General features: G+C 48.2%; 16 protein-coding genes. 3 read left to right on the forward strand and 13 right to left on the reverse strand.

Annotated elements, in window-relative coordinates; translation table 11 throughout:
• The first annotated feature begins 233 nt into the window (after nucleotides 1-233).
• Nucleotides 234-1,157: a LysR family transcriptional regulator gene (locus CRO25_RS23915; protein ID WP_063566089.1), complete on the forward strand. Its 924-nt coding sequence runs from the start codon at nucleotides 234-236 to the stop codon at nucleotides 1,155-1,157.
• A gap of 50 nt (nucleotides 1,158-1,207) precedes the next feature.
• Here the strand turns inward: CRO25_RS23915 and CRO25_RS23920 are convergent, their stop codons facing one another.
• Together CRO25_RS23920 and CRO25_RS23925 are read right to left on the reverse strand one after the other, a co-directional pair.
• The gene (locus tag CRO25_RS23920) at nucleotides 1,208-1,879 is read right to left on the reverse strand and encodes a TrkA family potassium uptake protein (RefSeq protein ID WP_072735471.1); all 672 of its coding nucleotides are present in this window, start codon (nucleotides 1,877-1,879) and stop codon (nucleotides 1,208-1,210) included.
• Between the two features lie 17 nt (nucleotides 1,880-1,896).
• Nucleotides 1,897-3,231: a TrkH family potassium uptake protein gene (locus CRO25_RS23925; protein WP_063566174.1), complete on the reverse strand. Its 1,335-nt coding sequence runs from the start codon at nucleotides 3,229-3,231 to the stop codon at nucleotides 1,897-1,899.
• Nucleotides 3,232-3,706: 475 nt separating this feature from the next.
• Here CRO25_RS23925 and CRO25_RS23930 point away from each other — a divergent pair, with 475 nt between their 5' ends.
• Nucleotides 3,707-5,404: a CPBP family intramembrane glutamic endopeptidase gene (locus CRO25_RS23930; protein ID WP_079696660.1), complete on the forward strand. Its 1,698-nt coding sequence runs from the start codon at nucleotides 3,707-3,709 to the stop codon at nucleotides 5,402-5,404.
• Here CRO25_RS23930 and uvrC read toward each other — a convergent pair.
• Both uvrC and trxA read right to left on the reverse strand, forming a co-directional pair.
• Nucleotides 5,373-7,463, reverse strand: a complete 2,091-nt coding sequence (gene uvrC, locus CRO25_RS23935; RefSeq protein WP_079696661.1) for an excinuclease ABC subunit UvrC — start codon at nucleotides 7,461-7,463, stop codon at nucleotides 5,373-5,375. The genes CRO25_RS23930 and uvrC overlap by 32 nt on opposite strands.
• Before the next feature lie 350 nt (nucleotides 7,464-7,813).
• Nucleotides 7,814-8,131 carry a thioredoxin gene (gene trxA, locus CRO25_RS23940; RefSeq protein ID WP_036605788.1) on the reverse strand — a complete coding sequence of 106 codons (318 nt, stop codon included), beginning with the start codon at nucleotides 8,129-8,131 and terminating at the stop codon, nucleotides 7,814-7,816.
• A 263-nt stretch (nucleotides 8,132-8,394) separates the two neighbouring features.
• On the opposite strand from trxA, the gene CRO25_RS23945 reads away from it, so the two are divergent.
• On the forward strand, nucleotides 8,395-8,550 hold the full coding sequence (locus CRO25_RS23945; RefSeq protein ID WP_090810527.1) for a YqzM family protein: 156 nt from the start codon (nucleotides 8,395-8,397) through the stop codon (nucleotides 8,548-8,550).
• A 116-nt stretch (nucleotides 8,551-8,666) separates the two neighbouring features.
• Here the strand turns inward: CRO25_RS23945 and dnaI are convergent, their stop codons facing one another.
• The 9 genes from dnaI to CRO25_RS23990 form a co-directional block, all read right to left on the reverse strand.
• On the reverse strand, nucleotides 8,667-9,617 hold the full coding sequence (dnaI, locus tag CRO25_RS23950; protein ID WP_053783224.1) for a primosomal protein DnaI: 951 nt from the start codon (nucleotides 9,615-9,617) through the stop codon (nucleotides 8,667-8,669).
• A gap of 230 nt (nucleotides 9,618-9,847) precedes the next feature.
• Nucleotides 9,848-12,625 carry an alpha-mannosidase gene (locus CRO25_RS23955; RefSeq protein WP_079696662.1) on the reverse strand — a complete coding sequence of 926 codons (2,778 nt, stop codon included), beginning with the start codon at nucleotides 12,623-12,625 and terminating at the stop codon, nucleotides 9,848-9,850.
• 4 nt (nucleotides 12,626-12,629) lie between these two features.
• Nucleotides 12,630-15,803, reverse strand: coding sequence for a beta-galactosidase (locus CRO25_RS23960; RefSeq protein ID WP_079696663.1), 3,174 nt, complete (start codon nucleotides 15,801-15,803; stop codon nucleotides 12,630-12,632).
• Entirely contained in the window at nucleotides 15,800-17,119 is a 1,320-nt protein-coding gene (locus CRO25_RS23965) for a glycoside hydrolase family 125 protein (RefSeq protein ID WP_063566095.1), read from the reverse strand. The genes CRO25_RS23960 and CRO25_RS23965 overlap by 4 nt, the downstream gene beginning before the upstream one ends.
• A gap of 289 nt (nucleotides 17,120-17,408) precedes the next feature.
• Nucleotides 17,409-20,516 (reverse strand): alpha-mannosidase, encoded by a 3,108-nt coding sequence (locus CRO25_RS23970; protein ID WP_079696664.1) that lies wholly within the window; start codon nucleotides 20,514-20,516, stop codon nucleotides 17,409-17,411.
• A gap of 4 nt (nucleotides 20,517-20,520) precedes the next feature.
• Nucleotides 20,521-22,869: a glycoside hydrolase family 3 N-terminal domain-containing protein gene (locus tag CRO25_RS23975; RefSeq protein ID WP_179132251.1), complete on the reverse strand. Its 2,349-nt coding sequence runs from the start codon at nucleotides 22,867-22,869 to the stop codon at nucleotides 20,521-20,523.
• A gap of 33 nt (nucleotides 22,870-22,902) precedes the next feature.
• Nucleotides 22,903-23,757, reverse strand: a complete 855-nt coding sequence (locus tag CRO25_RS23980; protein WP_205525065.1) for a carbohydrate ABC transporter permease — start codon at nucleotides 23,755-23,757, stop codon at nucleotides 22,903-22,905.
• An 84-nt stretch (nucleotides 23,758-23,841) separates the two neighbouring features.
• A complete protein-coding gene (locus tag CRO25_RS23985; protein WP_063566098.1) occupies nucleotides 23,842-24,771 on the reverse strand; it encodes a sugar ABC transporter permease in 930 nt (309 codons plus the stop codon).
• Nucleotides 24,772-24,846: 75 nt separating this feature from the next.
• Nucleotides 24,847-26,319 carry an ABC transporter substrate-binding protein gene (locus CRO25_RS23990; RefSeq protein ID WP_063566099.1) on the reverse strand — a complete coding sequence of 491 codons (1,473 nt, stop codon included), beginning with the start codon at nucleotides 26,317-26,319 and terminating at the stop codon, nucleotides 24,847-24,849.
• Nucleotides 26,320-26,405 lie beyond the last annotated feature (86 nt).

Genomic DNA, 26,405 nt, shown 5'->3' on the forward strand with positions numbered 1-26,405 from the left:
AAAGGTTCGACAAATTGTTCCGTTTTCTTCAGGTGTGAACAACTTGTGTCACGATTCATGTTACTCCTTTTTTTCTTATAAGGGAATTGCAATATAATTATTAAATGTTATAACCTATAGGTATAAGTTATAAACATCGGTCGTGCAGGCCATACAACATGGAGAAATATTTGACAAGGAGATGCCTCACGCAAAGTACGTTCATACGTTCATTAGAAAAGAGGTTAGTGCTCATGTTCGAGGAATTAAACGCTTTTGCGGCGGTTGTAGAGCAGTCCAGTCTGAACCGTGCATCGAAATTGCTGAATCTGTCACAGCCCGCGCTGTCTCGCAAAATCTCCAAATTGGAGGATGAGCTCGGCGTGGCGCTCTTTCATCGCCGTGGTAAACGACTTGAATTAACCAGCGTAGGCCAGTTCGCCTATACTTTCGCGGTAGAGCAGAAACAGCAGCAACAAAAATTTCTGACCATGCTGGCCCAGTACAAGGACGAAGAACAAAGCTCCATTACGCTTGGAGCCAGTCTGACAACGCTTCAAACCACATTGCCACCGCTGGTAAATGCCTTTATGGAGAAGCATCCGAACGCGGAAATCAAGCTGGTGACGGGGAAAACACATGAAATCGTCTCTTTTGTCCGGGATAAAAAAGCCGATGTGGGCATCGTTGCCTCTTCTATAAGTGAAGCCGGGCTAAACTGTGTGCCGCTCTTTGATGATCATCTGGAGCTGGTTGTACCCCTAACGCATCCCCTATCGGGTAAAGAAGCCGGAATGGAACATTTGCAAGATCTGCCGATGATTACGTTCTCCAAAGGAACCTGGTATCGCAAATTGACCGACGATCTGTTCCAGCGCTGCGCCGTGATGCCGGATATTCGCATGGAGATTGATTCCTTTGAAGCGATTGTCCGTCTTCTGCCTACCTGCAAAGCAGCAGCCCTGCTGCCCAAGTCGTATCTCCGGCCTCAATTGCTTGCGGACAATGATCTCGTCTCGGTATATCTGCCGCAACTGCAACAGACTCGGCGAACAACCTGCATGATCTATGGGGAAAAGGAAGACCTCAGCCAAACCTCCAGACAGTGGGTCAGGGAAACGGCTGCGCTCTTTACAGCAAAGGCGCCGCTGCCCTCACGGAGGACTACGACGCCTTAGCATTCATATTAATCAGCCGAGCTCAACGCTCTGCTTTCATAGACTCAGCTCTAGCTCTCTTGGCTGATCACTTCTGCCTCAAAACGGTCAATGTCATCATTCATGCCGATAATCACCATGATATCACCCATCTGAAGCGAGTCCAGTGCAGTCGGGGCAATGATAACCCCGGCTTCCTTTTGCAGAGCTACAATGCTGCAACCAAAACGTACTCGAGCATTCAGAGTGGACAGCGTTTTATTATGCAGACAGGCTGGAACCTTCATCTCCACAATACTGTAATCATCGGACAATTCGATATAATCCAGCAGATTCGGGGTGACGAGCTGATGGGCAACCCGAATTCCCATATCACGCTCAGGATAAACGACACGATCGATCCCCAGCTTGTCCAGTGCCCGTCCATGAAGGACTGAAATGGCTTTGGCCACAACTGTTTTTACACCGAGTTCCTTCAGTAAAATAGCAGTGAGAATACTGGTCTGGATATCAGCCCCAATGGCAACAACACAGCAGTCAAAATTACGGATGCCCAGGGAGCGCAGCACTTCCTCATCAGTTGAATCCGCGACGACGGCATGGGTGACCAATTCACTCATGTCTTCGACGACTTCTTCATTTTTATCGATACCCAGCACTTCATAACCAAGCTCCATTAATTCCTGTGCCAGACTGGAGCCAAAGCGCCCTAGCCCAATTACCGCAAACTGCTGTGTTTTCATTGTTCTTCACGAACCCCTTATCCAATAATCATTTTGCCTTCCGGATACCTGTACAATTCTTTACCCTTTTTCTGTCCGAGTGCATACGCGAGCGTAATTGGTCCAAGACGTCCTGCAAACATGGTGAAACAGATCAAAAGCTTGCCGATCGTGGTCAGCTTCAGTGTAAGCCCCATAGATAAACCAACGGTACCGAAGGCGGATGTCGTCTCAAATAATATCATCAAAAAACTGCTGTCTTCCGTCGTACTAAGCACCATCGTAACGGCAATAATGAGCAACAGGGCAAGCAGTGTAATCGTCAGTGCTTTGAAAATGCGTTCTTGTAGGAGCCGATATCTGAAAAAGACGATATCTTCCCGTCCCCGCATCATGGCATAGACAGCTCCGGCCATAATCATGAATGTGGTTGTTTTAATGCCGCCTCCAGTAGAACCGGGGGAAGCACCAATAAACATTAATATAATGATGAAAAATTGCGTTGCCTGTCTCAGGCCAGCAATGTCTACCGTATTCGCCCCTGCTGTTCTTGGGGAAACCGACTGGAAGAACGAACCGAGAATTTTACCACCCCAGTTCAAACCACCCAGTGTCCGGGGATTGCTGAATTCAAAAACAAAAATAACCAGTGCGCCAAATACGATTAACAAACCTGTCGTCAGCAATACCACTTTGGAATGCAGCGAAAGCTTCTTCGTCCTCCGATACTCCACCAGATCAGATAGAACGACAAAACCGATACCGCCTGCAATAATCAGGAACATGGCTGTAAAATTCACGAGCGGATCATACACATACCCGGTTAAACTTCGGAATTCACCGAACATATCAAACCCAGCATTGTTAAACATGGAGATGGCATGCCAATATCCATAATAGATGGCCTGCCCCATTGGCATATCAAACGACCACCGAATGGCGAACAACGTGCCACATATGCCTTCCAATATGAGCGAGTAGATCACAACTTTGCGAATAAGACGGACAATCCCCTCCATCGTACTCTGGTTCATCGCTTCCTGCAAAATCAACCGCTCACGCAGAGAGATCCGCCGTTTGAATGCAATCGCCACCAGTGTCGACATCGTCATAAAGCCAAGACCGCCAATTTGAATCAGGATTGCAATTATAATCTGACCCAACGTCGAAAAATGAGTACCGGTATCCACCACAACCAGCCCCGTTACACAGACTGCAGAAGTTGCAGTGAAGAGTGCATCAATAAAAGGAAGGCTGACTCCGCTTCGACTGGATGTCGGGAGCATCAACAGAAGTGTCCCGAGCAATATAATACCCGCGAACCCTAGGACCAGAATTCGGGGTGGCGATAGACGCATCCATTGAACATTCATTTTCACTTGAGTATCATCCACCTCTGCCAAAAAGAAAATGACCCCACGACGTGGAGCCTTTCTCCGAAGTGCTTTTCCATATCACTTGACGGAATAGCCAAGCCCTTTGAAAGCCCTATTTCGGAGCGTAAACATGTATGATTTTCGCTGTAATACATATACATTAGGTTGGAATGCCTTTTATACCTTCTATTCGTTCCCTTGTTAGCCTAAAGACATGCGGAATATTGGACATTTGATTCAAAATTATAAGCGCTGCGACGTTTGTACACAAAACGATTTTTGTGTAAATAGCATCGAATTCCGTCAAAAAGGGAAAAACTCAGATATGGCGACGGATAGATCAGATTGTTTCGATCATTTTCATTCGTTTTCATGCATTTGCACCACTTCTCGTTTCGCCATTGGCATTCGGGGCTTGGGCTGTGCTATCTTTACTTTAATATCCACATTAATAAAGGAGGAACAATATTAAATGAATCCCTTAGGGCAGCCTTTGGTACTCAAAGCTAACTTCAAGCGTTTAGGGTTGCTTGCGGCGATTGGTCTGATTCTGTTTTTCGTTTTTCAAATCTTTCCTGCCACCTCATCGCAAACGACTGATATCCAGTCTACTTCCTTCATAAGCAAGGAGAAAGCGGCGGAGTCGGCACGATCTTTTGCAGCTTCTCTACCTGATTATACCCTTCCGACGGATACCGGAAACGAGCTGGTGACATACCAAACCCATTCCGATATCTATGGGTATATGGCCAAAACCAAACAGTTAGAAACCTATAACAAGAAATGGGAAACAACCTATCCTTACGATGTGTACCGCGTTCGTTTGCCCGATCAGGACAAAGGCGGTTATTTGAATGTTGACGTACATATGAGAACAGGAAAAGTTGTCGGTTTCAAGCGCGAACTGCCTTCTTCCCTGTATGCATCCATTGAGGCTGAGCAGGACAAAAGCAAAGTGAATGCTGCCCAACGTTTAGCTGAAGATAACCTTTCTCTAAATGAAAAAGAGCAGCTTGCCGCTAGCGTCCTTGGCGAATTCGGGTATACTGTACCGAAACTTCAACTGGACACCCGTGAAGAAGAAGCGGGGCTGCAATACACAGATAATGAAAAGCAAATTGGAGATTCCAAGCTGGAACTTAATTTTACGTTTGAAAACGGAGCCGTTCGCTCCTTCGAATCGGTCTTCTCAGTCCCTGACTCCCATACTGACTATGTAGAAAATCAGACTCGGCAAGCCAACTGGATGACTTACGGCGGTTATGCTTTCCTGACCTTTGTGCTTGGCGTGCTCGCGATCATCTACAGTATTCTGACGAGGGCAAACACGTCGTTCAAACGCGGAATCGTTCTGTCCTTGGTTTACTTTGCGGCTTCCGTGATTGGCACACTGAACATGATTCCGCTCTTTCAGGCGCAGGGGCTGTCTAACTTTATGCTGACCTTCCTGATGGTAATGCAAGCTGGGATAACGCTGGTCATGAGTGCAACCATCTATCTGTCGCTCGTTGCCGGTGACGGCATATGGCGCAAAATCGGTCTGAATCCTTGGCCTCGGGCCAAAGAACCCGGATACGGCAAATATGTACTGCACAGTATGTATACAGGCTACTTATGGGCGTTGATTCTGCTGGGTGTGCAATCCGTACTGTTCTTTATTCTGGAGCGCAGTATTGGAAGCTGGTCAACAACATCGGCTGACCAGTCCACATACAACATGAGTTATGCCTGGATCTTCCCGATTATGGCTTGGATGGCCGGGATCGGTGAGGAAACGGTCTATCGCCTGTTCGGGATTCGCATGATGCAGAAGGTGGTACGAAATACGTTCATCGCCTGCCTTATCCCAACATTGATCTGGGCTCTGGGACACACCCTGTACCCGATCTATCCGGTGATCACACGTCCAATAGAGCTTACTGTCATCGGACTTTTGTTCAGTCTGATCATGCTGCGCCACGGCTTCATCGCCGTTGTATTCGCGCATGTTATCTTTGACAGCCTGTTGATGGGGCTAAGCCTGATCTTCATGGGTGATGCACTGAACATTTCCGCAGGACTCTTCTGGATTGTGCTTCCGGCCATCGTTGGTTATGTCATCTATAGGATGAATCCAAAACAAAAAGAGAAGCCGTATGTCACGACTCCTCATCACGAAGTGCTGCAATAATTTGATTCGCAAGCTTGTCACCAATAGATAGAGGCCGGAAGTCTTCGACGCTGGCCTCTTTTATTTTGCGTAAAGAGCCAAAATGCTTCAGCAGCAGCTTGCGCCGCTTTTCTCCGATCCCCGGAATGGCATCCAGACGGGAAGTCACCATCGATTTACCACGCTGCTCGCGGTGGAACGAAATCGCAAAACGGTGGACCTCTTCCTGAATCCGCTGCAACAGGTAGAACTCCTGACTATCCCGAGGCAAGGAGATGACTTCCGGTGGGTTGCCGATCATCAACTGTGAAGTCTTATGCTTCGCATCCTTCACCAGACCGCATACCGGAATAAACAGCCCCAGCTCATTTTCCAAAATATCCACGGCTGCTGAGATCTGCCCTTTGCCTCCATCAACCACGATCAGGTCAGGCTGGGTTAAGTTTTCCTTCAACACCCGCTCGTAACGGCGACGGATAACTTCTCGCATCGTTTCATAATCATCCGGTCCTTCAACCGAACGGACCTTGTACTTCCGATATTCCTTCTTATCCGGTTTACCATCGGTAAATACGATCATGGCAGATACCGGGTTGGTACCCTGGATGTTCGAGTTATCAAACGCTTCAATACGGTGAAGCTGATCCAGTCCAATAAAACGTCCCAGTCCTTCAGCAGCTTTCGATGTCCGTTCTTCATTCCGCTCAATTAGGCGGAACTTCTCTTCCAGTGCCACACGTGCGTTATCCACGGCCATGGTGATCATCTGCCGTTTCAATCCACGCTGCGGAATGTGGACTTTGATTTCCAGCCATTCCTGCAATGCTGCTGCGACTTGAGAAGGATCTTCAAGACCTGGGGGCTGTTTATCAGCCGATACATCTTCCTGAGCAACAGCGTCTTCCAGGATAACCATCGTAGCTTCTTCCGCTTCTGCTTCGGGTTGGCTATCACCATAAGATGCACGGGCCTCGGCAACACGTAGCTCAACCACAGAATCTTGCGCCAATCGCGTTGTCTCTTCTGACTCGGCTGTCACCGCCGCAGGTACCGCTCCATCACCATCGGATATATCATCCGCACCACCGTCATCAGTTGCCATATCTTTTGGCATTTCCGGCAGTAAAATCTCCTGTGGCAACGCTGGATTATCACTGTAATACTGGGTCACGTAAGACATAAAGTCACTGTATGCCTCACCGTAAAACGGGAACGTCGACACGTGTCGTTCAATCATTTTCCCCTGACGCATATATAGAATCTGGACACACATCCAGCCTTTATCAATGGCAAAACCAAACACATCGCGGTCTCTGGCATCCGCCATCGTAATTTTCTGTTTTTCCATCATCGCATCAATGGCAATGACCTGATCCCGAAGTTCCTTGGCACGTTCAAAATATAGATCCTCAGCCGCTTCCTGCATTTTGCGCTGTAAATCCTTTTTGATCTCCTCATGCCCGCCACTCAAAAATGAACTGATCTCCTGGGAGATCTCATCATACTGCTCCTTGCCCACTTCTTGCACACAGGGAGCGAGGCACTGTCCCATATGATAATACAGGCATACTTCCTTCGGCATTACGCCGCATTTGCGTAACGGATACATCCGGTCAAGCAGTTTTTTCGTTTGGTGTGCCGCATATGAATTCGGATAAGGTCCGAAGTATTTGGCTTTATCTTTGAGCACCCGCCGGGTCACTTCGAGTCGGGGATGTTTTTCATTCGTAATTTTAAGGTAAGGAAACGTCTTATCATCCTTGAGCAACACGTTATACCGCGGCATATGTTTCTTGATCAGGTTACACTCCAGAATGAGTGCTTCCATATTGCTGCCGGTAACGATATATTCGAAATCACGGATTTCGGACACCAGGCGCTGTGTCTTCCCATTATGACTGCCGATAAAATATGATCTTACGCGATTCTTCAGCACTTTGGCTTTACCTACATAGATAATAGTACCTTCACTATTTTTCATCAGGTAACAGCCGGACATGTCAGGCAGCAAAGCCAGCTTGTGGCGAATCTGCTCTAGTGCCTTCTCCTGCTCCTGCACGTTTGTAATGAATTCATCCATAATTCGGTGGGTCCTCCTTCCCGATTACTGAGAAAGCTGATAGCTTCACCTTACATGAGGCACTCCGATGACAGAATGACCTTTCGATCGCTGTTATCCCCAGATTTCTTTGATTCTTTTCTTATAACGTATAAATCCGGGGATAGGGCATGCTTCCGAAGTAGCTTTCTTTCAGAAAGCTTTTAGGCGACCACTTCGTTTCTACAAGTCATTTCTGCCCTCTCCGTTGTTCATGTAAATTTCAGTTTCACCTTATAATAAATAGTATATCTTATATTGTCCTATATGAAAGTATTCGACGCAAAACGCCCCCGGCGCATAACCGGAGGCGTATGTGAAATCTTGGTTAATTATTGGTGTTTTTCGATAATTCCTTTGAGAGCATCTTTTGAGTTCAGACCAACCACTTTATCAACCGGTTGACCATCTTTGAAGAAGATCAATGTTGGAATGCTCATTACGCCGAAGCGGGAAGCGGATTCCGGGTTTTCGTCCACATTGACTTTAGCAATTTTCACTGCATCGCCAACTTCGGTGGACAGCTCTTCCAAGATTGGAGCGAGCATTTTACAAGGACCACACCAAGGCGCCCAGAAATCAACAAGAACCGTTCCTTCGCCTTCGACTTCAGCGTTGAAGGATTGATCGGATACGTTAACAATAGCCATGAAATTGTCCTCCTTATATATACTTACGGTTTATTTTAACCTGTAACGTCGCGAACGACACTTCCAGTATAACACAGCAACTCTAATGTTGTGAAATGAACGCATCAATGTTCATCTTCCCAACATCAAATCTTCACAATTGGGGAACTAGCGGGTTCACTGCAAAATCTTTACAAACGCTTTCTTTTCCAAGTATACTAAAATTACTCCGGGCTTCAGTTCCCTGTAAGGGCAAGCTGTTATCCCCATAAGGAGGCAATACCATGGATGCAAATGTGCGGATCAACGACCCGCGTGAACATGTGAACGAGGAACCCCGTAACGATCTGTTTGATCTGATTGCGGGTGTTGCTGGCATGGCCGGCCTGATGACGGTTATCTTTTTCGGAATGGTGATTTTCAAATTTATCACCGAATAGGATCTTCAGGCTGCACGCAGGCCAGAAAAGCCCGGTTTTCGCGACAATGCGAAAGCCAGGCTTTTTTTGGGACTATATGAGTAAAAAATAGATCAGATCGGTAACATAAATAGAAATTAACGTTTACCCCGTTGATTCTCACCTCGAACCGAGATGACATCAACAAACGGACGAATCCGGTCCATCAAACGCTGGCCTTTGTTCATTTCCTCGCCGTCCCTGCTGGTGAAGCTAAGATGTTTCTCCAGCCCATCCAAGTTGTAGTTAGACGTGTAAAATGTAGGTTTGCGATTCATACGGTAATTCAGAATGGAACCCATCACATGATCTCGAACCCATGGGTTCAGATTCTCTGCCCCAATATCATCAAAGATGAGCAGATCACAGCTTTTCAGAATATCCGTCGTTTCCTTCAGCTTGTTTCCTTCACTAATCATGGATTTCAGATCCTCCACAAAATCAGGCATATAGATAATAACACCTGTGTGGCCCACAACCGCGAGTTCATGCAGCAGATAACACATCAGAAACGTCTTGCCCGTTCCAAATGATCCTTCCAAAAACAGTCCTTGCGGAGACAATCCATTCTCCTTGGTGTCGTTAATATAACGCAGAACCTGGTTCACCGCCGGAGCACGCATCCGATCCTTGCCCATAATTTCCACATCGTTATATCCTGCATTGAGCGCACGCTCGTCCACATAGAAACTGCGGATTCTTTGCTTGATAACATGCTCATTTTGCCGGGCGATATGTTTGGAACAAGGTGCTTTTTTATCTATAATTTCGGGTTTACCGTTAAAATGCTCTACTTCCAGTTTGCAAAAGTGACCCTGGAAATCGTTAGGACAGTTGTCGAGCCCCGGACAGTTCGCACAGTTCTTCGAATCTTTGGCATACTGATACAGCTTGCTCAGATCGGTAATAAGCTGTGCATCTTTCAGTTCAGGATGACCTGCGCGGAATTCGCGTACGTACGGATCTTCCATCAATTCCGCCGCAATCCGCCGCGACTGTTCACGAAAGGAAGGATTCAGCTGCTGAAGCAGTCCTCCCAAGGATTCCATGGCTTCAAGCCCCCTTAATAGTTTCAATATAGAATGAACAATTGAATTTTACGATGACCATCATGATGGCAGGGTAACCTTCGATCGCTTGTAATTCTACTGTTCATTCTATATAAACTTGAGGAATAACTCAACATTTTCAGCTGGAAAAAGCATTATCCATTCCATGACAGTGCGCAGAACTTCGGTTAGACACTACACAAAAAATATATCAGATCACGCTTGGAATATTAACGACGTAACCCCACCGTAACAATCTCACAAGGTCCCGCTTGAAGAGCCCATTCTTTGCTGATTAAGGCAGTGGAAGATCCATGTATCATCGAAGCATTCAGTTTACCTGTCTCTTCTTCCAGAATGTTGCTCTGATATGCATCTTCCAATGCTTGCGGGATGGACTCAGAAGCAGCAAACTTCAACTCAGTTGTATTCGACCCCATATTATACCAACGCAACATCAGATCACCCGAATCTTCGTTCACCTTCAGTGAAGAAAACGCAAGACCGTCCCCTTGCCACTCAACAGGTGTGTTGCTTGGCGTTAGGAATCCCGGGTGTACGTTCGTCTGAGCCACAGTCCATGGAATCTGGAACTGATAAGCTTCAATGTACGCTCCTGATGTTGCTCCGTTCCCGTCATGAGGGATAATCTCCAGTTGGAAGGAGTGCTCGCCGAGACACTGAGCTTCCGGTGTCGGGAACAATCCCCAGTCTCCAAGCTCTCCCACGGCACGAAGCAATGTCACCGCAATCGTATTCCGTCCATCCTCAAGAACCTCATATTCATTCAGACCGAGATTGGCTACAACCAACCCAGCCTGATCCTCGCTCACATCAACAAAACTTTGCTGATGCTGGGTGTTGCTCGGATTTTGCCATTCCGGTGCAGGCGTATTATCGCGAGTAGCAATTTCGAACATCGAGTCAACGTGATGAACAGCAGCTGTCAGATCCGTCGGGAAGAGTGCCCGCACCCGATGATCCTTCGCCTGATTGTTGAAGGTTGTTTCGAGCTTGATGCCTTTTCCACTGCGGCTTAACGACACAATGGTTCGGATCTTGAGCGTAACCATTTGTTTGGAACGTTGAGCTTTACGATGCGGATAATAGATAAGTTCCCGCTGCTCACGATCAAGCGTTTCGTCGGCGGATTCAGGAATCTCCCAATGATGAACAATTTCGTACGAAGCTCTGTAAGGCGCATCTTCGATAACTCGAATTTCTGCCCGAAGATCCTTCGTAGTCAGTGCTACTTCGTTCTCCGGTTGCTTGAACATGTACTCATTGCCGATATCACCGACATTTTCATACACGCCAAGATCTTTATACGTTCGGCCTGTCCGTTTATCCGTAAGTGCAAAAGATCCATTGTCTGCAATATTTACGATAAAATATTCATTTTCCATGCCACGTTGACCACGCAGCAGTGTATCTGAATTCGCAGCATTGCTGTCCATGCGAACCAAAGCATACGTCTTCAGGCCAAGTGCAGGCACGTTCTCTGCTTCAAATGTAATACTGACCCGACGGCAGCTATATGGCTGACGGAATCGATCATCCGGCAGATCATAGCCGAATTGCAGACCCAGATCCTCTACCGTACACGGAACTGGTTTGCCTTCTTCATCCACCAATATACGACCTGACAGGTCGATGGCGTTCATTTTAGCTGCCATATCTTCCAATGAGAAACCGTCGCGGAAGTACAGACGGGCCGCATCCAATTCAATCTGAACCACACCGCTGCGCTTCCATCCCGAAGTGTTAAACACAACCACAGGCCGCGCTTCTTCACCATATCGTTCAAAGGTTGAAGTATCCACAGCTGCGGCGATTTGGCTGGTGCTATCCTCAATCAGGGCCTCAGCGACATGACGGCTCTTATCAAACCGTGTGACCATCTCGCGATGTACTTCGTCTACGCTACAGCCACAGATGCTGTCATGCGGATGATTCTGCATCAACGTTTTCCAGGCATAGGTAAACTGATCATGCGGATATGAATGACCCAACAGGTGCGCGAACGACGCCAGGGGCTCAGCCACTTTTTCCAACATGGCTTGGCCCAGCTGGTTCATCTGTTTCAGATAAACGCGTGCGGAAGCCGTGTTCACCAAAGTGCCCCAGCCATCGGTACGCTGGCTGCGCAGCTCTCCTTTTACAACAGACAGCTCCTGAACCGCAGATGCTTTCAACGCTGACAGATAGTCCGGGAAGTTGGAGTGAACAAACTCGATATCGGGATACAATTGTTCAGCCATACGGATGGCTTCAGGCAGATCCTTCTGAATCGGCTGGTGATCACATCCGTTCATGTACAGCAATTCATTGGTCGATGCATATTTCTCCGCGTCAGCCAGCTTGGTTTCCCAGAACTTGCGAGCTGAAGCTTCGTCCACCGGAACCTCATTCCCGTTAGAGTACCAGTTGGCAAATAGGACACCGAGCACTTTAGATCCATCCGGACCTTCCCACATCAGCTCTGAGAAACTGGATTCGTATCCATCGTCAGACACCATGTTATTGAAGCCCGTTGGCTTCACGCCTCGCCCAAAAAAGACATTATCGATGCCCGATTGCAGCATAAGCTGCGGTGTCTGTCCTACAAGTCCGAACGTATCTGGGAAGTATCCGATCTTTGAAGGTGTTCCGTAACGTTTGGCATCCCGATGTCCAACCTGCATATTACGTACGTTTGCTTCACCACTGGTCAGGAAGGCATCCTGCAAAATATACCAAGGCCCAATGACAATACGGCCATCGCGAATATGCTTCTCCAGCCGTTCCTTCTGCTCAGGTCTAACCTGAAGATAGTCATCGATGATGATCGTCTGGCCGTCCAGGTAAAAGCTTTTAAAATCTGGCCCCTGATCGAGCTGATCCAGCAAGGCATCCACCAGTTGCACCAATCGCATATGATGCTTCTCATACGGCAAATACCATTCCCGATCCCAGTGCGTGTGAGAAATAATATGCGCTCTTTTCGATTTGCTTGTTGGTTTGGTCATTGTATTATTCCCCCTCTACCTCTTGTTGTACAATCTCTACTTCATCCGGACGATATACGGCTTGCAGCTGTCCGGCAGCATCTGTGGCAAACAGCACCGAGCGATTTTTCTCCAACAGGAACGTATATATGACTCCCGTACGTGTATCTCTGACTTTCACCTCATGATTCAAAGCGAACTCCGATACAAATACGTACAGATTGCCTTTCGGGAAGCTCAGCTTCCGGCCATAAATCCCTGCCAGATCACCGCCAGATATCCATTCCAGTTCATTTTCAATACCAGCCACTTCTGATGCATATCGATACAGGTCAGCCAGCGGCTCATCCCGGCCGTTCAGCTCCAGCGGCAGCGGGCTCCAGATCAACTTGCCTTTGCCTAATGGCAGTACTGCTAATTCATCAGGTGTATGATTCTCCGCATGAAGTAACGTTTCCTTCGCCACCTCGGCAATCCGGCGACGACCATACGTGACGCGGTGATTCACCCCGTTAATATTCAGCATTTCTTCTCGCTGTACGTTGCCCAGACTGCGTTGACCGACAAGGTGATCTGCCCGATCACTTGTTTTCCAATAAGCATCCAACCCGAGCGGGCCCGTAATAAGCAGCGTAGCTCCTTCATTCTCCGCGAAGTTGAATAGCTCGCTTAAGGCATCGCTGTCCATGTTGTGCGGACTCGGAACCATGATCAGCTTCGGAGGTTGCTGCTTCAATGCTTCCAGATGATACTCGGATACAGCCCGGAATGGCTGCTTCAGCTCATAAGCCATTACACGGGTCAATTTTGTGGTTGCATCGTAGGCCAGGGAACGGTTCGAGAAATCGTTGGAATACGGGAAGACCACCGCAATCTCCTCCAGCTCGCGATCGGTAAACAAGTCCCGAATCTGCTCCATGAATCGGCCAAAATCGTAAGACACATCAGCTTCAGGTTTTTCCGTACCATCCGCTCTCAGCGCTCCAATATGAGATTCATTGGCATTATCCATATAGAAGTTCGTATTCCAGATCCATTGCACTGCTCCTGCACCGCCTGTTGAAAAGGCATAGGCGTATTTGCGCTCCAGAATGCTGTGAAGCTCTTCCTCTGTGCGTTTGGCCCGGCCATCCGGGGTTTCCACATACATGATGCCTGTCTCCTGAATGAGATTGGGTTTATGTGGTGTTTTGGCGAAAATGCCATCCCAGATCAGGTCATCGTTGAGCCACCAGGAATGCACGGTTGTATAATCCACTTCACGCTCGTAGAAGAACGGTGAAGGGCGCTGTGCTCCGAGAGCTTCATCCTGCCCTACGGTAACCAGATGATGGGGAACAAGATCCTTGATCGTGCCTACAAGCTCTCTCGCCCAAACATTATGCATCTCCATCGAGAAGAGACAGTAATCAAGCCAGCGTGTTCCTTTTTTAGCCTTGTGCATGTCCTGTACATCGAAATTGATCTCTTCCGGTTCAGGAATGACTGCTGCGGTGAAGTCAGGGAGCTGTTTAGGTGACATGTTCCATGCCTCCTGCAACGCTTCAATCGTCTGATGTCGCTGCTGAAGCCACTCGATAAACGCCTGCTGCTCATATGAATCTCTTGCCGAACGTGGCCCATCCGAGAATATGCGCACAGGATCAAACATCGACGGTTCATTAATCAAGTCCCAGTCCACATGTGTGGAATGTCTGTGACGACTAACAATGCTGCGGATGAAGCGTTTCTGTGCATCTACGCTCTGCGGGTCTAAATATGGATTTGTTCCTTCCCACGTCTCGGGTGTAAAGGAGAAAAAGGTGAACGTCACTTGAAGGCCGTGCCGTTTTGCCGTTAACAGGAACGCATCAATAGCACGCAGTACATCCTCAGACATATGACCATCCACCTGCATCATGTTGCGATAGGCAGTCCAGATTCCGGTCCGAATCCAGTTAATGCCGGCCTTCGCCATCTGTGCCATATCCCGATCCCATACATCCGCATTAGGAAGGAACAGGAATTTCCGTGCCACATCAGAGGTCATGTAGGTCATACCAACAACAGGCAGCGGATGACCGTCTTTGATAAAATAATCTCTGCTGCGTGTAATGACTTCCCCTTCTGCCAACAAAGCTGCGTCCTGACCCCAGAAGCCCTGTCGCAGTATGCGAACTTCTCCATCAGGTGCCTGAACACGACCCACGATTCGATACAGCCCGCTCTCGATTGAAACCGGAAGAAGAATGCGTTCAAAACGCTGTTCGCCGGAAAGTTCCAGCTCCAGTTGATGATTCCATACCTTCTCTACCGTGCCGTTTGTGCGATCTTCCCGTTCAACGGTTAAATCAAACGTCCACAGCTCCGGCTCACTTCGTCTGCTTCCCGCACGCTGTAGAATTTGAGTTTGGAGGATCAGTGAAGCTCGTTCACCCAATTCATACGAAGCATAGTTCGGCTTCAGAGATAGCTCGGTCACACCTTTGGCGCAATACTGCGCCCAGTTCACGATTTCGGCTGCTCCGTTCTGATCCCAGAAGGTAGCCGTCAAAGGCAGATGCACAAACAGCCAGCGCGAACCGGCAAACGTACTGCGGGAGTTTTCCCATAATACGATTGGGGCAGCGATGCTGCGACCATACTTGCTGCGGCCGCGGAGCAGCGGAGAAATCTGCGTGCTCATCGGACCTGAGGAACCCATCTGATGTGGCAAATCGCTTGTTTTGGTTGTATGAGGTACCAGATTCCACGTATCCGCATTCTCGAACAGTCTCTCTTTGCCTGCAAGGAGTGGAATATCTTCTGAGGAAGTTAGTGAATCCACTTTGGCTGCGGATACCTTTAACGCCTCATGAATGTAAAGTTCCTGGTGATACGCCGTTTGTTCCGACTCGGAAATCCATGCCCCATTCTCCTGACGAACAGGACGTTTGAATGGTGCGCCACCAATGCTGATCAGACTTCCCCCCTGATGAAGAAAAGCTGCGATTTCGGTCCAAGCGGATTTAGGAAAATAAGGCGCATGCAGGTTCACGAAACACCCTTCACCTGCCGCTGTGCTCAAAGCCGAAGCCAATTCATCCGCGCCCACAACGATGATCTCTTCCGATGCTTTCCATGAATCAAGAGCACCTTGCGTTGGCAAAGTACCCTCCACTGGAAACGTTGGATCAGAGAAAATAATCAACTTGGTTCTCTTCACCTGTGCGCTACTCATAGCAAACCATCCTTCATGGATTTATAGACCAACTGGGAGAACAGGCTGTTGGACCAAGCAAACCATTTTCTCGTAAAAATCGTCGGATCATCGGCATGGAAACCTTCATGCATATATCCTGTATCCGCATCCGTTGCTTCCAGCATCCGAATGATTTCGAGCTTCTCTTCAGCAGACTGGGCCGTCAATCCTTGCATGGACAGACCCATATGCCAGATGTAATCCGGCGGTGTATGCGGGCTGCCGATTCCTTTGGCAACTTTGCCTTCATAATAGAACGGATTCTCTTTGCTGAGCGCAAAACGTCTCGTATTCTGATAGATCGGATCATCCGCTGTGACGTAGCCAAGATAAGGAATGGACATCAGTCCCGGTGTACCCGCATCATCCATCAGGCAGTAGTTGCCGAAACCATCCGTCTCATAAGCATAGATCGGGCCAAATTCAGGATGGCGGTAAATACCGTACAGCTGAATACCATGATCTACTTCAGCTTCCAGATCCTTAAGCTCCTGCAGGAATTCCATATCCCGGAATACCCACTCCGCGAACTCCTGCATCTGACGCAGGGCAACGACGGCAAACATATTGCCTGGAATGTTGTAATGGAAATCACACGCATCATCACTGGAACGGAAACCGGACCAGATCATGCCTGTGTAATTGACGGGCATGCCTCGTCCGTTATTGCGGATTGAATCCGTAGCAATGCCGTTATTGCGGGTAAAGCTGTATGGTGACTTCTCCATATGATGCTGCTCCACCCGGAACAAATCCACGATTTTGCGCATGGCGGCTTTGAAGCTGGAATCGAAAATATCGGTCAGTTCGGTTTCTTTCCAATATAAATAAGCGAGACGCACAACAAAGCACAAGGAATCAATCTCGAATTTGCGCTCCCACACCCAAGGTGACATCTCGGTCACGTCGGTGGTGTTCCAGTGCCAATCATTGGCTGTCTCGTTGAAGGCGTTGGCATACGGATCAATATGAACGTACTGGATGTGGCGCTTAATCAGACCACCAATAATGCGTTGCAGGTCTTGATCTTCCTTGGCAAATGGAATGTAATGCACCACTTGCTCCACAGAATCCCTTAGCCATGAAGCTGGAATATCGCCAGTGATGACAAATGTCGTGCCGTCGTCCATTAATTTAGTTGTTGTTTCAATCGTATTCGGGAAACAGTTCTTAAATAGTTGAAGCAGCTTCGGTCGATGTGACAGCTTCTGCTCTGCTTCTTTCATTACAGCCTGTACAGCTTGTGGCAATGCAACAGGTGGCATCGGTATTTTGGGTAGTCTGAATTGTTCCATGAATGAGTGCACTCCTTAAACAAATTGAATGGTGTAGCTATTGAGGATGAAACAAAAAATTTACACGGGACCACTGCGCGGTCAGAAATATCCTCCGATCGCTGTTATCCCCAGATTTTTTGATTCCCTTTTCTAAAGGGTAAAATCCGGGGATAGCGTATGCTTCCGATGTAGCTTTCTTTCAGAAAGCTTTTGAGGCGAACGCTTCGCTTCTTCGAATTCTTTCTGCCCTCTTCGTTATCGTGTAAATACGTTTACTCCTATATAGCTCAAAATATTTCAAAAAGGTTTACCGTAATAGCACGGTTTTTATTTCGTAAGGTTTAAAAGATAATGTAATCTGACCATTGGTATGGGCCAGTGGTTTGATCGGTTCTTCCAAAGCATTGGAGAGATAAGCTTGCTCAAATGCATGCGGCCATTGCAGCGTCACTCGTTCACGTGTGCCCGAAGACTCATAGAAACGGAGTACTGTACCATTTCCTGCCTCTGCCGGTTTGACCGTATCCAAGATGACATGGTTGCTATCGAATTCAATCCATGATCCAGTTGCCGGGCGTACGCCTGCGTTCTGGTCCACCTGATGCACAGGCACTTCATGGTTTAATTCGGCCGCCTGACGTACCGTATGTGCACTTCTCCAGTCGCCTTCATGTGGATACAGGGAATAGGTGAAGTCATGTTCTCCAATATCCGCAGTCCGGTCAGGCCATCTCGGTGCACGCAACAAGGAAAGGCGAATCGTGCTTCCCTGTACGTCGTATCCGTATTTGCAATCATTGAGCAGACTGACGCCATATCCGTGCTCGGCGACATCTGCGAAGCGGTGTCCGCACACTTCATACTGAGCCTGCTCCCAACTCGTGTTGCGATGAGTTGGACGCTCCAATGCACCAAATGGAATTTCATAGGTTGCTTTGGAAGTCACTATATCGATCGGGAAGCCCACTTTGAGCAATTTATGATCTTCATTCCAGCTTACATGGGTCTTGAAATCGATCCGTCGATTGTCATGATAGAACACCATATCCTGTGTAATCACAGACTGGTGAAGCTTCCACTGAAAACGAAGTACATCCTTCGTAGTACCTGCCAGAACCAGCTTTTTCTCCAAGAGCTCCACATCTCCAGCAACCTGAGCCTCATAACGGCTGTCGATATCCCAAGCATCCCAGAGCGTCGGACGGTCATGGAAAAAGTGGAATTGATTGCCGCGCTCACCTGGCTTCAGAATCTCGCGTTCTGCTGTCTTGTCCCACAAGCGGGATATCTCGCCACGCTCGTTGAACTGAACATGGTAATACGCGGTTTCCCATGTATCTGTAAAGTTCTTTTGCCCGGCAATGCTCGCCATTTCCCGTACATTCGTTTCCCTTGCATTTTCCGGTACGAGCCAAATCGTCTTATGACCAAACGCTGGAATATCCGTCACCAGAACCGAAATTTGGCCATCTTCCCGATCCATGTGCAAACGCTGACCTTCTTCATCGATGACGTAACGATCCAATCCATCGTGCATTTGAAGTTGAACGACTTCACTTCGATTCCAACCAAGGCTGTTGAACACAACATAAGGAACAGAACCCTCTGGCCCCTGCGTGTTAATCCCCCTCGTTAATGCAGCAACACCTTGATTCAGTCCTGCTCTACCCAATTCGAATACCCGAATATACTCCTCATCCGACGTTACATAGGATTCCGTTATGGCCGAACCAGGGATAATATCATGGAATTGATTCAGCAAAATCAGCTTCCATCCATCATGCAACGCCGAACGCACTTCAGCATCCTGCTGCGGCTCCATATCCGGTAAGGCAAGTGTGTTCCAGAGCTCCGCTTCGCGATAAAGCACCTCAGCCTTCCGGTTGTTGCGCTTATTGCGACCATGGGTCGTATAGGTACCCCGGTGAAGCTCCAAATACAAGTCGCCATGCCACTTCGGAAGATCAGGCTGCGCCTTCTCGATTCCGTCAAAAAAGGCACCGGCGGTACTATAACCATTCTTCGGTTGGCCCACCATCAACTCGGAACGATCCACGTACTCCAACATCTCTCGCGTCACGCCGCCGCCACCATCGCCATGCCCGTACAGAAGCATATGCTCAGGATGCGCCGCCTTCTCGCGGTAAGACTGCCAATGATCATGAATGTCCTTCGGCAGCGTATGCTCGTTAACACCATGATTGAGATAAGACAGGATGGACGTGCCATCAATACCTACCCAGTGGAAAAGGTCATATGGAAATACGTTCGTATCATTCCATCCGAGCTTGGTCGTCATGAAGTACTCGACATTGCCATGCTTCAAAATCTGAGGCAGGGAAGCACAATAACCAAATGTATCTGGCAGCCATTCAATCTTTGATGTTTTGCCGAACTCCTCCATATAGAAGCGTTGACCATATAACATCTGACGAATCAGGGATTCCCCGCTCGGAATGTTCAGATCCGGCTCAACCCACATCCCGCCAACCAGTTCCCAGCGTCCTTCGGCAATGCGCTTCTTCACCCGTTCATATAGCTCGGGATCATGTTCCTTCAGAAAAGCGTACAACAAAGGCTGGCTCTGGGAATAAACATACTCCGGGTATTCATTCATGAGTGCGTCCACCGTGGAGAATGTACGACTGGTCTTGCGCACCGTCTCACGTACAGGCCACAGCCAGGCAATATCAATGTGCGATTGCCCCACCATATGCTCCAAGCCTTCGGCGTTTCCACCGATCTCTCGCACTTCATGGATCAATCCTTCTTCGATACTGTGGATGCCATTCCCCTGCTTGACAGCGTCTTCTGTCAGACCTACGAATTGATCCATTGCCCGATAGATCGCTTCCAGCAGGCGTACACGACGGAAATCACTTTCCGGCAGCAGCACCGCGGAATCACGTACAATCGTGACCGTGTACATCAGGCTGCGGACAGGTTCATTCGGTCGCACCAGCAAACTACTAATTGATGTAATCGGCGGCTGAATAACCGCTTGTTGGTTCAGTGGATCTACAGGCTCGGGTACCGGATCGAATAACTCAATCTCAAGTTCAGGCTGAGCCCCTACTCGGGAAGGGTCGAGTGTTACATACGTATGATTACGATCCAGCCCCTGATAAGAATGTCCATTCACCCGAAGCAAGCCTTCCCCACCGGATTCAAATACAAGTCCGTAAGGTTCTTTCTGCCAGGAGGCAGGTACATCCAACCGTGTCCGGAAGAAATAGGTCGTTCCCTGATCACTCGGGAAACGATTCAACCCCTCGCCTTCTGGATAAGCCTTCTGATCTTCATATTGTCCTGGCACTTTATAATAAGCGCGGGTGATGTCCCAGCTGCTTAGCTCCATTTGCTCCAACCACTGACGTTCGGACAACTCGCGAATAAATCGTCTGATGCGTTCCAATTCCTTACGCCTCCTCTACCGTCAGCTCGGCGAACTGCGTATCTTTCACATGTCTTCCGATATGAATATGGAATTGTCCTGGTTCAACGACAGGCGTGAGATCACGACCGATATATTGCAGCTGCTCCGCTCCAATATGGAAGGCTACCGTCTTCGTCTCTCCAGGTTCCAAATTCACTTTTTCAAACCCCTTCAGCTCTTTGGCTGGACGTGCCACCCGGCTAACCACGTCGGATACATACATCTGAATGACTTCTGCACCTCTGCAAGACCCCGTATTGGTGACTTCCACTGATACGGTTACTGTCTCGTTGGCCGTCATCGACTCTGTACTTAGCTTCGGCTCACTGTAATCAAAAGTAGTATAGCTAAGCCCATATCCGAATGGATAACGAGGCTCCAGATCCTCTTCCAAATAACGCTTGCCGCGTGAACGTTTGCCATTATAGTAAATCGGTAATTGACCCACATGCTTCGGAATGGATACCGTCAGTTTGCCGGACGGATTCACTTCGCCGAACAAGATGTCCGCAATGGCATGCCCACCCTCTTGACCTGGGTACCATGCTTCCAGAATGGCATCGGCATGTTCATCCACCCAAGGCTCGGTGATCGGGCGACCGTTGATATAAACAATGACAAGTGTTTTGCCAAGCTTGTGGATCTCCTGAATCAGCTCCAGCTGGACTCCGGCGAGTCCAAGCGTCATGCGGTCAATGCCTTCCCCACACTCCATGTCATTCCATGAGTTATCGGACACATTGGAAGCACCTGTCTTCAGATCGATGGTTCCTTCACCAAAATCACGGGCACTCGAGCCGCCAACGACCATGATGACCGTATCGGCCTGACGTGCAGTTTCTATTGCGTGCTCGAACCCTTCTCTCGAATCACCCTTGATGCGACATCCCGGTGCATAGAGCACCTGATTTTCACTATTTGAATGTTCAGCTGAGCCTTCCCCTGCGTGCCCACTCTCACTTACAGCAAGCTTACTGCGGATGCCATCCAGCACCGTAGCCACTTTGGACTTCGGTTGGGGGGAAGTATAATCGCCCAACTGGTTGTAGGCTTGGTCCGCATTAGGACCAATGACAGCAATTCGGCCCGCTGTTGGCGTCGACAGAGGTAACGTTGCAGCTTCATTTTTGAGCAAGACCACACCTTCTGCAGCCAATTGGCGTGCCAGTTGAATATGTTCTTCACTGCCAATGACTTCTGCCGCTCGATCGGCATCCACATAAGGCTGCTCGAATAATCCCAGCTTGAATTTCAGTGCCAGCACACGACGGACAGCTTGATCCAGTACATGCATTTCAAGTTTGCCTTCCGAGATCGCTTGCACCAGATATTGTCCAAACATCTCACCGGACATTTCCATATCAATACCAGCCTGAATGGCCTGTACGGATGCTTCCAATCCATCTGCCGCCACATCATGCCCACTTGCGAGCATGTTGATGGCACCGCAGTCCGTAATCACCAGACCGTCAAAGCCCCAGTCTTTTCGCAGAACGTCATCCAGCAGTTCCGTATTAACCGTACACGGGATACCGTCGATCTCGTTATAAGCCGGCATAATGGATTGAGCACCTGCTTCAACAGCTTTGCGGAATGGATACAGATCTACTTCCAGCAGCTCACGCCAGCCCATATGCACCGGTCCCGCATTGCGTCCACCTTCCGAGCTGCCATAACCGACAAAGTGTTTCAGTGTAGCCGCTACCGCATCCTCTTGGTCCAAACGCTCGCCCTGAAGTCCTTGCACGGAAGCAACAGCTAGCTCACCAATGAGATACGGGTCTTCACCAAAGCATTCCTCGGTACGCCCCCAGCGTGGATCACGCACAACATCCAGCACCGGAGAATACGTTACTGCACCGCCTTGAGCACGCGTCTCGCGAGCGACCGCTCGGCACATGTCACGGTACAGATCCACGTTCCAAGTACTTCCTAAGAGCAGAGGAACTGGATAGACCGTACCGTCAATCGCCATATGTCCGTGAGAGCATTCCTCTCCGATCAGAATGGGAATCCCCAGTCTGGAATGCTCTACAGCATGGCGCTGAATAAGGTTTACTGCTTCTGCCCCTTCTCTTGCAGACAGTCCATTTTCAAGCGTAACACCCGTCCATGGATCTGCACGAAGTGCACCGTACAGGGAGCCTATGCCCCCGTTTTCCACCTGCTGCTTAAAGGATTCATTCAGCGTGATGTTCCCTTGATCATTCGTATATGTCTGCCAACCAAAAGGCTGGATGAGTTGACCCACCTTTTCTTCCGTCGTCATTAAGCTCAGCAGATGTTCTACTCGCTCTTCCACGGATTTGCTTTTATCCTTATATATCATCATCCTTCGACGCCTCCACCCTATAGAAGTGATTCGTTACTCTTTGACAGCTCCGACCGTCAGACCTTGTACAAAGTAACGCTGGAAGAACGGATATGCGAAAATAATCGGCAACGTGGCGAGAACCACCATGGCCATCCGTGAAGTATCCTGCGGGATGGATTGCATCGCCGCCAGACTCATCGAGCTGTTCGCCGAGTTCTGCTGGATGAACTGGATGCTGGACTCGATCCGCATCAGCATTGATTGCAGCGGTACGAGGTTGGGATTATCGATATATAACAGTGCATTGAACCAATCGTTCCAGTAACCGAGCGTACTGAACAATCCGATTGTCGCCAGCCCTGGCAGTGATAATGGAATGACAATTTTCATAAACGTATAGAATTCTCCGGCTCCATCAATTTTCGCGGATTCAATGACTGCATCCGGCACACTGGTTGAATAGAACGTACGCAGGATCATGATATAGAAGGCATTCATTGCAAGCGGCAGAACCAGTGCCCATATGCTATCTTTTAAATGAAGAAGTTGGGATACGACCATATAGGTCGGAATCATCCCGCCGTTGAACAACATGGTCAGAATGGCAAATATGGAGAAAAATCTCCGATAACGGAAACTCTTGCGGGAAATTGCATAAGCATACAGCGACATTAGAATCAGACTTATGATGGTACCCAGCACCGTCACCAGAATGGTTACCCCATAAGCACGCAGCAGCGTGTCTCCACTCTGCCACACAAACTGATAGGCTGCGAGACTCCATTCCTTCGGAATCAGTCGATACCCGTCACGGGCCAGTGCTTTCTCGTCCGTGAACGAGATGATCACTACAAACACGAAAGGAAATACACAGATTAAAGCGAATAGTCCGGCCAAAATATTCATAATGACGTTCCAGCCATTGGATACATGATGGAAGTCGCGTTTTTTTACGATTTGAGCCACAGTGGTTCACTCCTTTCCCTTGTCCTAGAATAGGCTGCTATCTTTATCGATTTTGCGTACAACATAGTTGGAAATGATAACAAGCACGAAGCCTACAACGGATTGATACAATCCGGCAGCGGTACTCATGCCAATCTCACCACTTGTTTTCAAGCCACGATACACATAGGTATCAATAACATTGGTAACAGCATACAACGTACCCGAATCCCTTGGAACCTGATAGAAGAGACCAAAGTCGGCATAGAAGATGCGACCCACAGCCAGCAACGTCATAATAATAATGATAGGTGAGAGCAAAGGAATCGTAATGTTGCGGATCTGCTGCCATTTATTGGCGCCATCGATCATCGCTGCCTCATACAGCGACCGATCAATCCCCAGAATGGAAGCGAGATAGACAATGCTGTTGTACCCGATCGTTTTCCACAAAGCTACAAACACCAGGATATACGGCCAATACTTCGCTTCCGAATACCACTGAATCGGTTCCACACCGAACCACCCAATAATCTGGTTCAACATCCCCCGGTCCATGCTCAGGAAGCTGAACGCGAAATAACCGACAATAACCCAGGATAGGAAATACGGCAGGAACATACCTGTTTGATACAATTTGGCTAATCGTTTATTGACCAGCTCCGAGAGCAGAATTGCCAAACCTACAGCGAATACCAGCCCCAGAATAATAATGGCAAGGTTATAAAAAAGCGTGTTTCGAGTAATGAGCCAAGCATCGTTAGTGCTGAACAGGAATTTAAAGTTATCCCAACCCACCCATTCGCTCTTCATCAGACTGGCCCAGAAGCCTTCGCGGCTGAAACGATATTGTTTGAACGCTGCTACTGTACCAACCAGTGGCAAGTAGGAAAAGAAGAAGAACCAGATGGCGCCTGGCAGCACCATGAACAGCATGACTCGGTTTCTAATCAGATTTTTCAAAAATGCGGTCATATGAAGATCCTCCTTCAGGCTTGAATGAAAAAGGATCGGGCGCAACAAGCAGCGGCCCGATCCCTGAATTTACCCTTACTTATTTGCCGCTCTCCAGGCATCAAGCTGGGTTTGGGCTTCAGCCATCACTTTTTCAAGTCCGGCTTGATTGAACTTCTCAATCACTTGCTCCAAATTGTTCTCTGGGTCCAGCGTACCTGTCATCAATGCGGCCCAGTATTGCTCTTTGACATTCTGCACAGCTGTCAGTTCCGAAGACACCTTACTTGAGTCAAAGTTAAAGCTCAGAATTGGGGAATTTACACCCTCTGCATTAAACTTCTTAAACTCATCCCATTTGTTATCCGGGTCATTATTGTTCAGATACAACAACATGTTGTTACCGAGGGAGTAAGAAGGCATATCGTAGTTCTTGGATTCAGCGAGATTTTCCATGTGCGTGTCATCCACTTTTTTGTAGTGAACGCCTTCAATACCGGAATCAACCATATTGCGCAGCACTGGATCTGTATTCAACAGGTTCAGGAACTCCATTGCTTTCTCCGGATATTCGGAGTTAGCCGAGATGGCCATGATCGAACCTTGTACAGACGTGTTAGTGATGATCGCGTCACTAGCTGGTGTGGAAACTACCGGATATCCGTAACTTGCCGACCATTGGTTGTCTGCAAGCGGTTGAGTTTGTGCACGATCCAGGAACCAGTTGCCTGATGTAGTCAGGTCATTGGTAGAGCCTGTTGTTGCTGCCTCTGCAGATACATAACCAGCTTTATAGTATTTGCTCATCGTTTTGAGTGCTGCTTTCATTTCCGGAGTATCCAGAATGTTCACGATCTTATAATCCGTTGTATCCAGTTTGATCGCCATTGGCAAATTCTGAATGACATAGTCATAAGGAACATAAGGAACGAAGTTTTTATCCATTCCAAATGGAGTCACGCTTGGCTCATTTTCCTTGATTGTTTTGAGCAAAGGCTCCAGACTGTCCAACGTACGGATATTGGAGATGTCCATTTTGTATTTATCAAGCAGCGTTTTGTTGAAACGCCATACCTCTTGTTGAGGCAGCTCTTTGTTGGCCGGAATTCCGTAATTGTGTCCGTCTACTTTCGAACCACTCAGGAATGCAGGATCAATCGTTTTAATAAGGTCCTGACCATATTTAGGGAGCAAGTCATCCAGTTCAAGGAATGCACCCTTTCTGGCATTTTGAACATAATCGAATCCGCCGGAAGAGGTAAACAGGATGTCCATTGGCTCGCCGGATGCTACGTTAACTTGCATTTTTTGCGGATAGTCACCCCAGTCAACCATTTTCATCGTTACTGTGGCATTAATTTTTTCTTTCGTGTACTTGCTGACTTCTTCCATCACTTTATTAACATCTTTCTGAGGGGTACCAATGGTGTACCAGATCAGCTCGACAGGAGCTTCTCCTGCTTCCCCTGATTCTGAAGCATCCTTGCTTCCTCCACAGGCGCTAAGAACGAGTGTAACCGCCATCAATAATGCAAGTACGAGAGAAAAACTTTTTCTTTGTTTACTCATTTCCTTGATCCTCCCTTTTCGTGTTCCCTTTAGCTCTACAAACTAACTGCTTTAACCTTATCGAATGAAAGCATTTTCAAAAAGAA

Origin of the sequence: Paenibacillus sp. RU5M (assembly GCF_900221055.1) — a bacterium.
Taxonomy (GTDB): domain Bacteria; phylum Bacillota; class Bacilli; order Paenibacillales; family Paenibacillaceae; genus Paenibacillus; species Paenibacillus marchantiae.

What these genes read in the sequence shown, in the direction of transcription:
- CRO25_RS23915 (WP_063566089.1), top strand. Translation starts at nt 234, where the DNA reads ATGTTCGAGGAATTAAACGCTTTTGCGGCGGTTGTAGAGCAGTCCAGT.
- CRO25_RS23965 (WP_063566095.1), bottom strand. Translation starts at nt 17,119, where the DNA reads ATGGAACAATTCAGACTACCCAAAATACCGATGCCACCTGTTGCATTG.
- CRO25_RS23975 (WP_179132251.1), bottom strand. Translation starts at nt 22,869, where the DNA reads ATGATGATATATAAGGATAAAAGCAAATCCGTGGAAGAGCGAGTAGAA.
- CRO25_RS23985 (WP_063566098.1), bottom strand. Translation starts at nt 24,771, where the DNA reads ATGACCGCATTTTTGAAAAATCTGATTAGAAACCGAGTCATGCTGTTC.
- trxA (WP_036605788.1), bottom strand. Translation starts at nt 8,131, where the DNA reads ATGGCTATTGTTAACGTATCCGATCAATCCTTCAACGCTGAAGTCGAA.
- CRO25_RS23980 (WP_205525065.1), bottom strand. Translation starts at nt 23,757, where the DNA reads ATGAATATTTTGGCCGGACTATTCGCTTTAATCTGTGTATTTCCTTTC.
- CRO25_RS23955 (WP_079696662.1), bottom strand. Translation starts at nt 12,625, where the DNA reads ATGACCAAACCAACAAGCAAATCGAAAAGAGCGCATATTATTTCTCAC.
- CRO25_RS23925 (WP_063566174.1), bottom strand. Translation starts at nt 3,231, where the DNA reads ATGAATGTTCAATGGATGCGTCTATCGCCACCCCGAATTCTGGTCCTA.
- CRO25_RS23990 (WP_063566099.1), bottom strand. Translation starts at nt 26,319, where the DNA reads ATGAGTAAACAAAGAAAAAGTTTTTCTCTCGTACTTGCATTATTGATG.
- dnaI (WP_053783224.1), bottom strand. Translation starts at nt 9,617, where the DNA reads ATGGAATCCTTGGGAGGACTGCTTCAGCAGCTGAATCCTTCCTTTCGT.
- CRO25_RS23945 (WP_090810527.1), top strand. Translation starts at nt 8,395, where the DNA reads ATGGATGCAAATGTGCGGATCAACGACCCGCGTGAACATGTGAACGAG.
- CRO25_RS23930 (WP_079696660.1), top strand. Translation starts at nt 3,707, where the DNA reads ATGAATCCCTTAGGGCAGCCTTTGGTACTCAAAGCTAACTTCAAGCGT.
- uvrC (WP_079696661.1), bottom strand. Translation starts at nt 7,463, where the DNA reads ATGGATGAATTCATTACAAACGTGCAGGAGCAGGAGAAGGCACTAGAG.
- CRO25_RS23960 (WP_079696663.1), bottom strand. Translation starts at nt 15,803, where the DNA reads ATGAGTAGCGCACAGGTGAAGAGAACCAAGTTGATTATTTTCTCTGAT.
- CRO25_RS23920 (WP_072735471.1), bottom strand. Translation starts at nt 1,879, where the DNA reads ATGAAAACACAGCAGTTTGCGGTAATTGGGCTAGGGCGCTTTGGCTCC.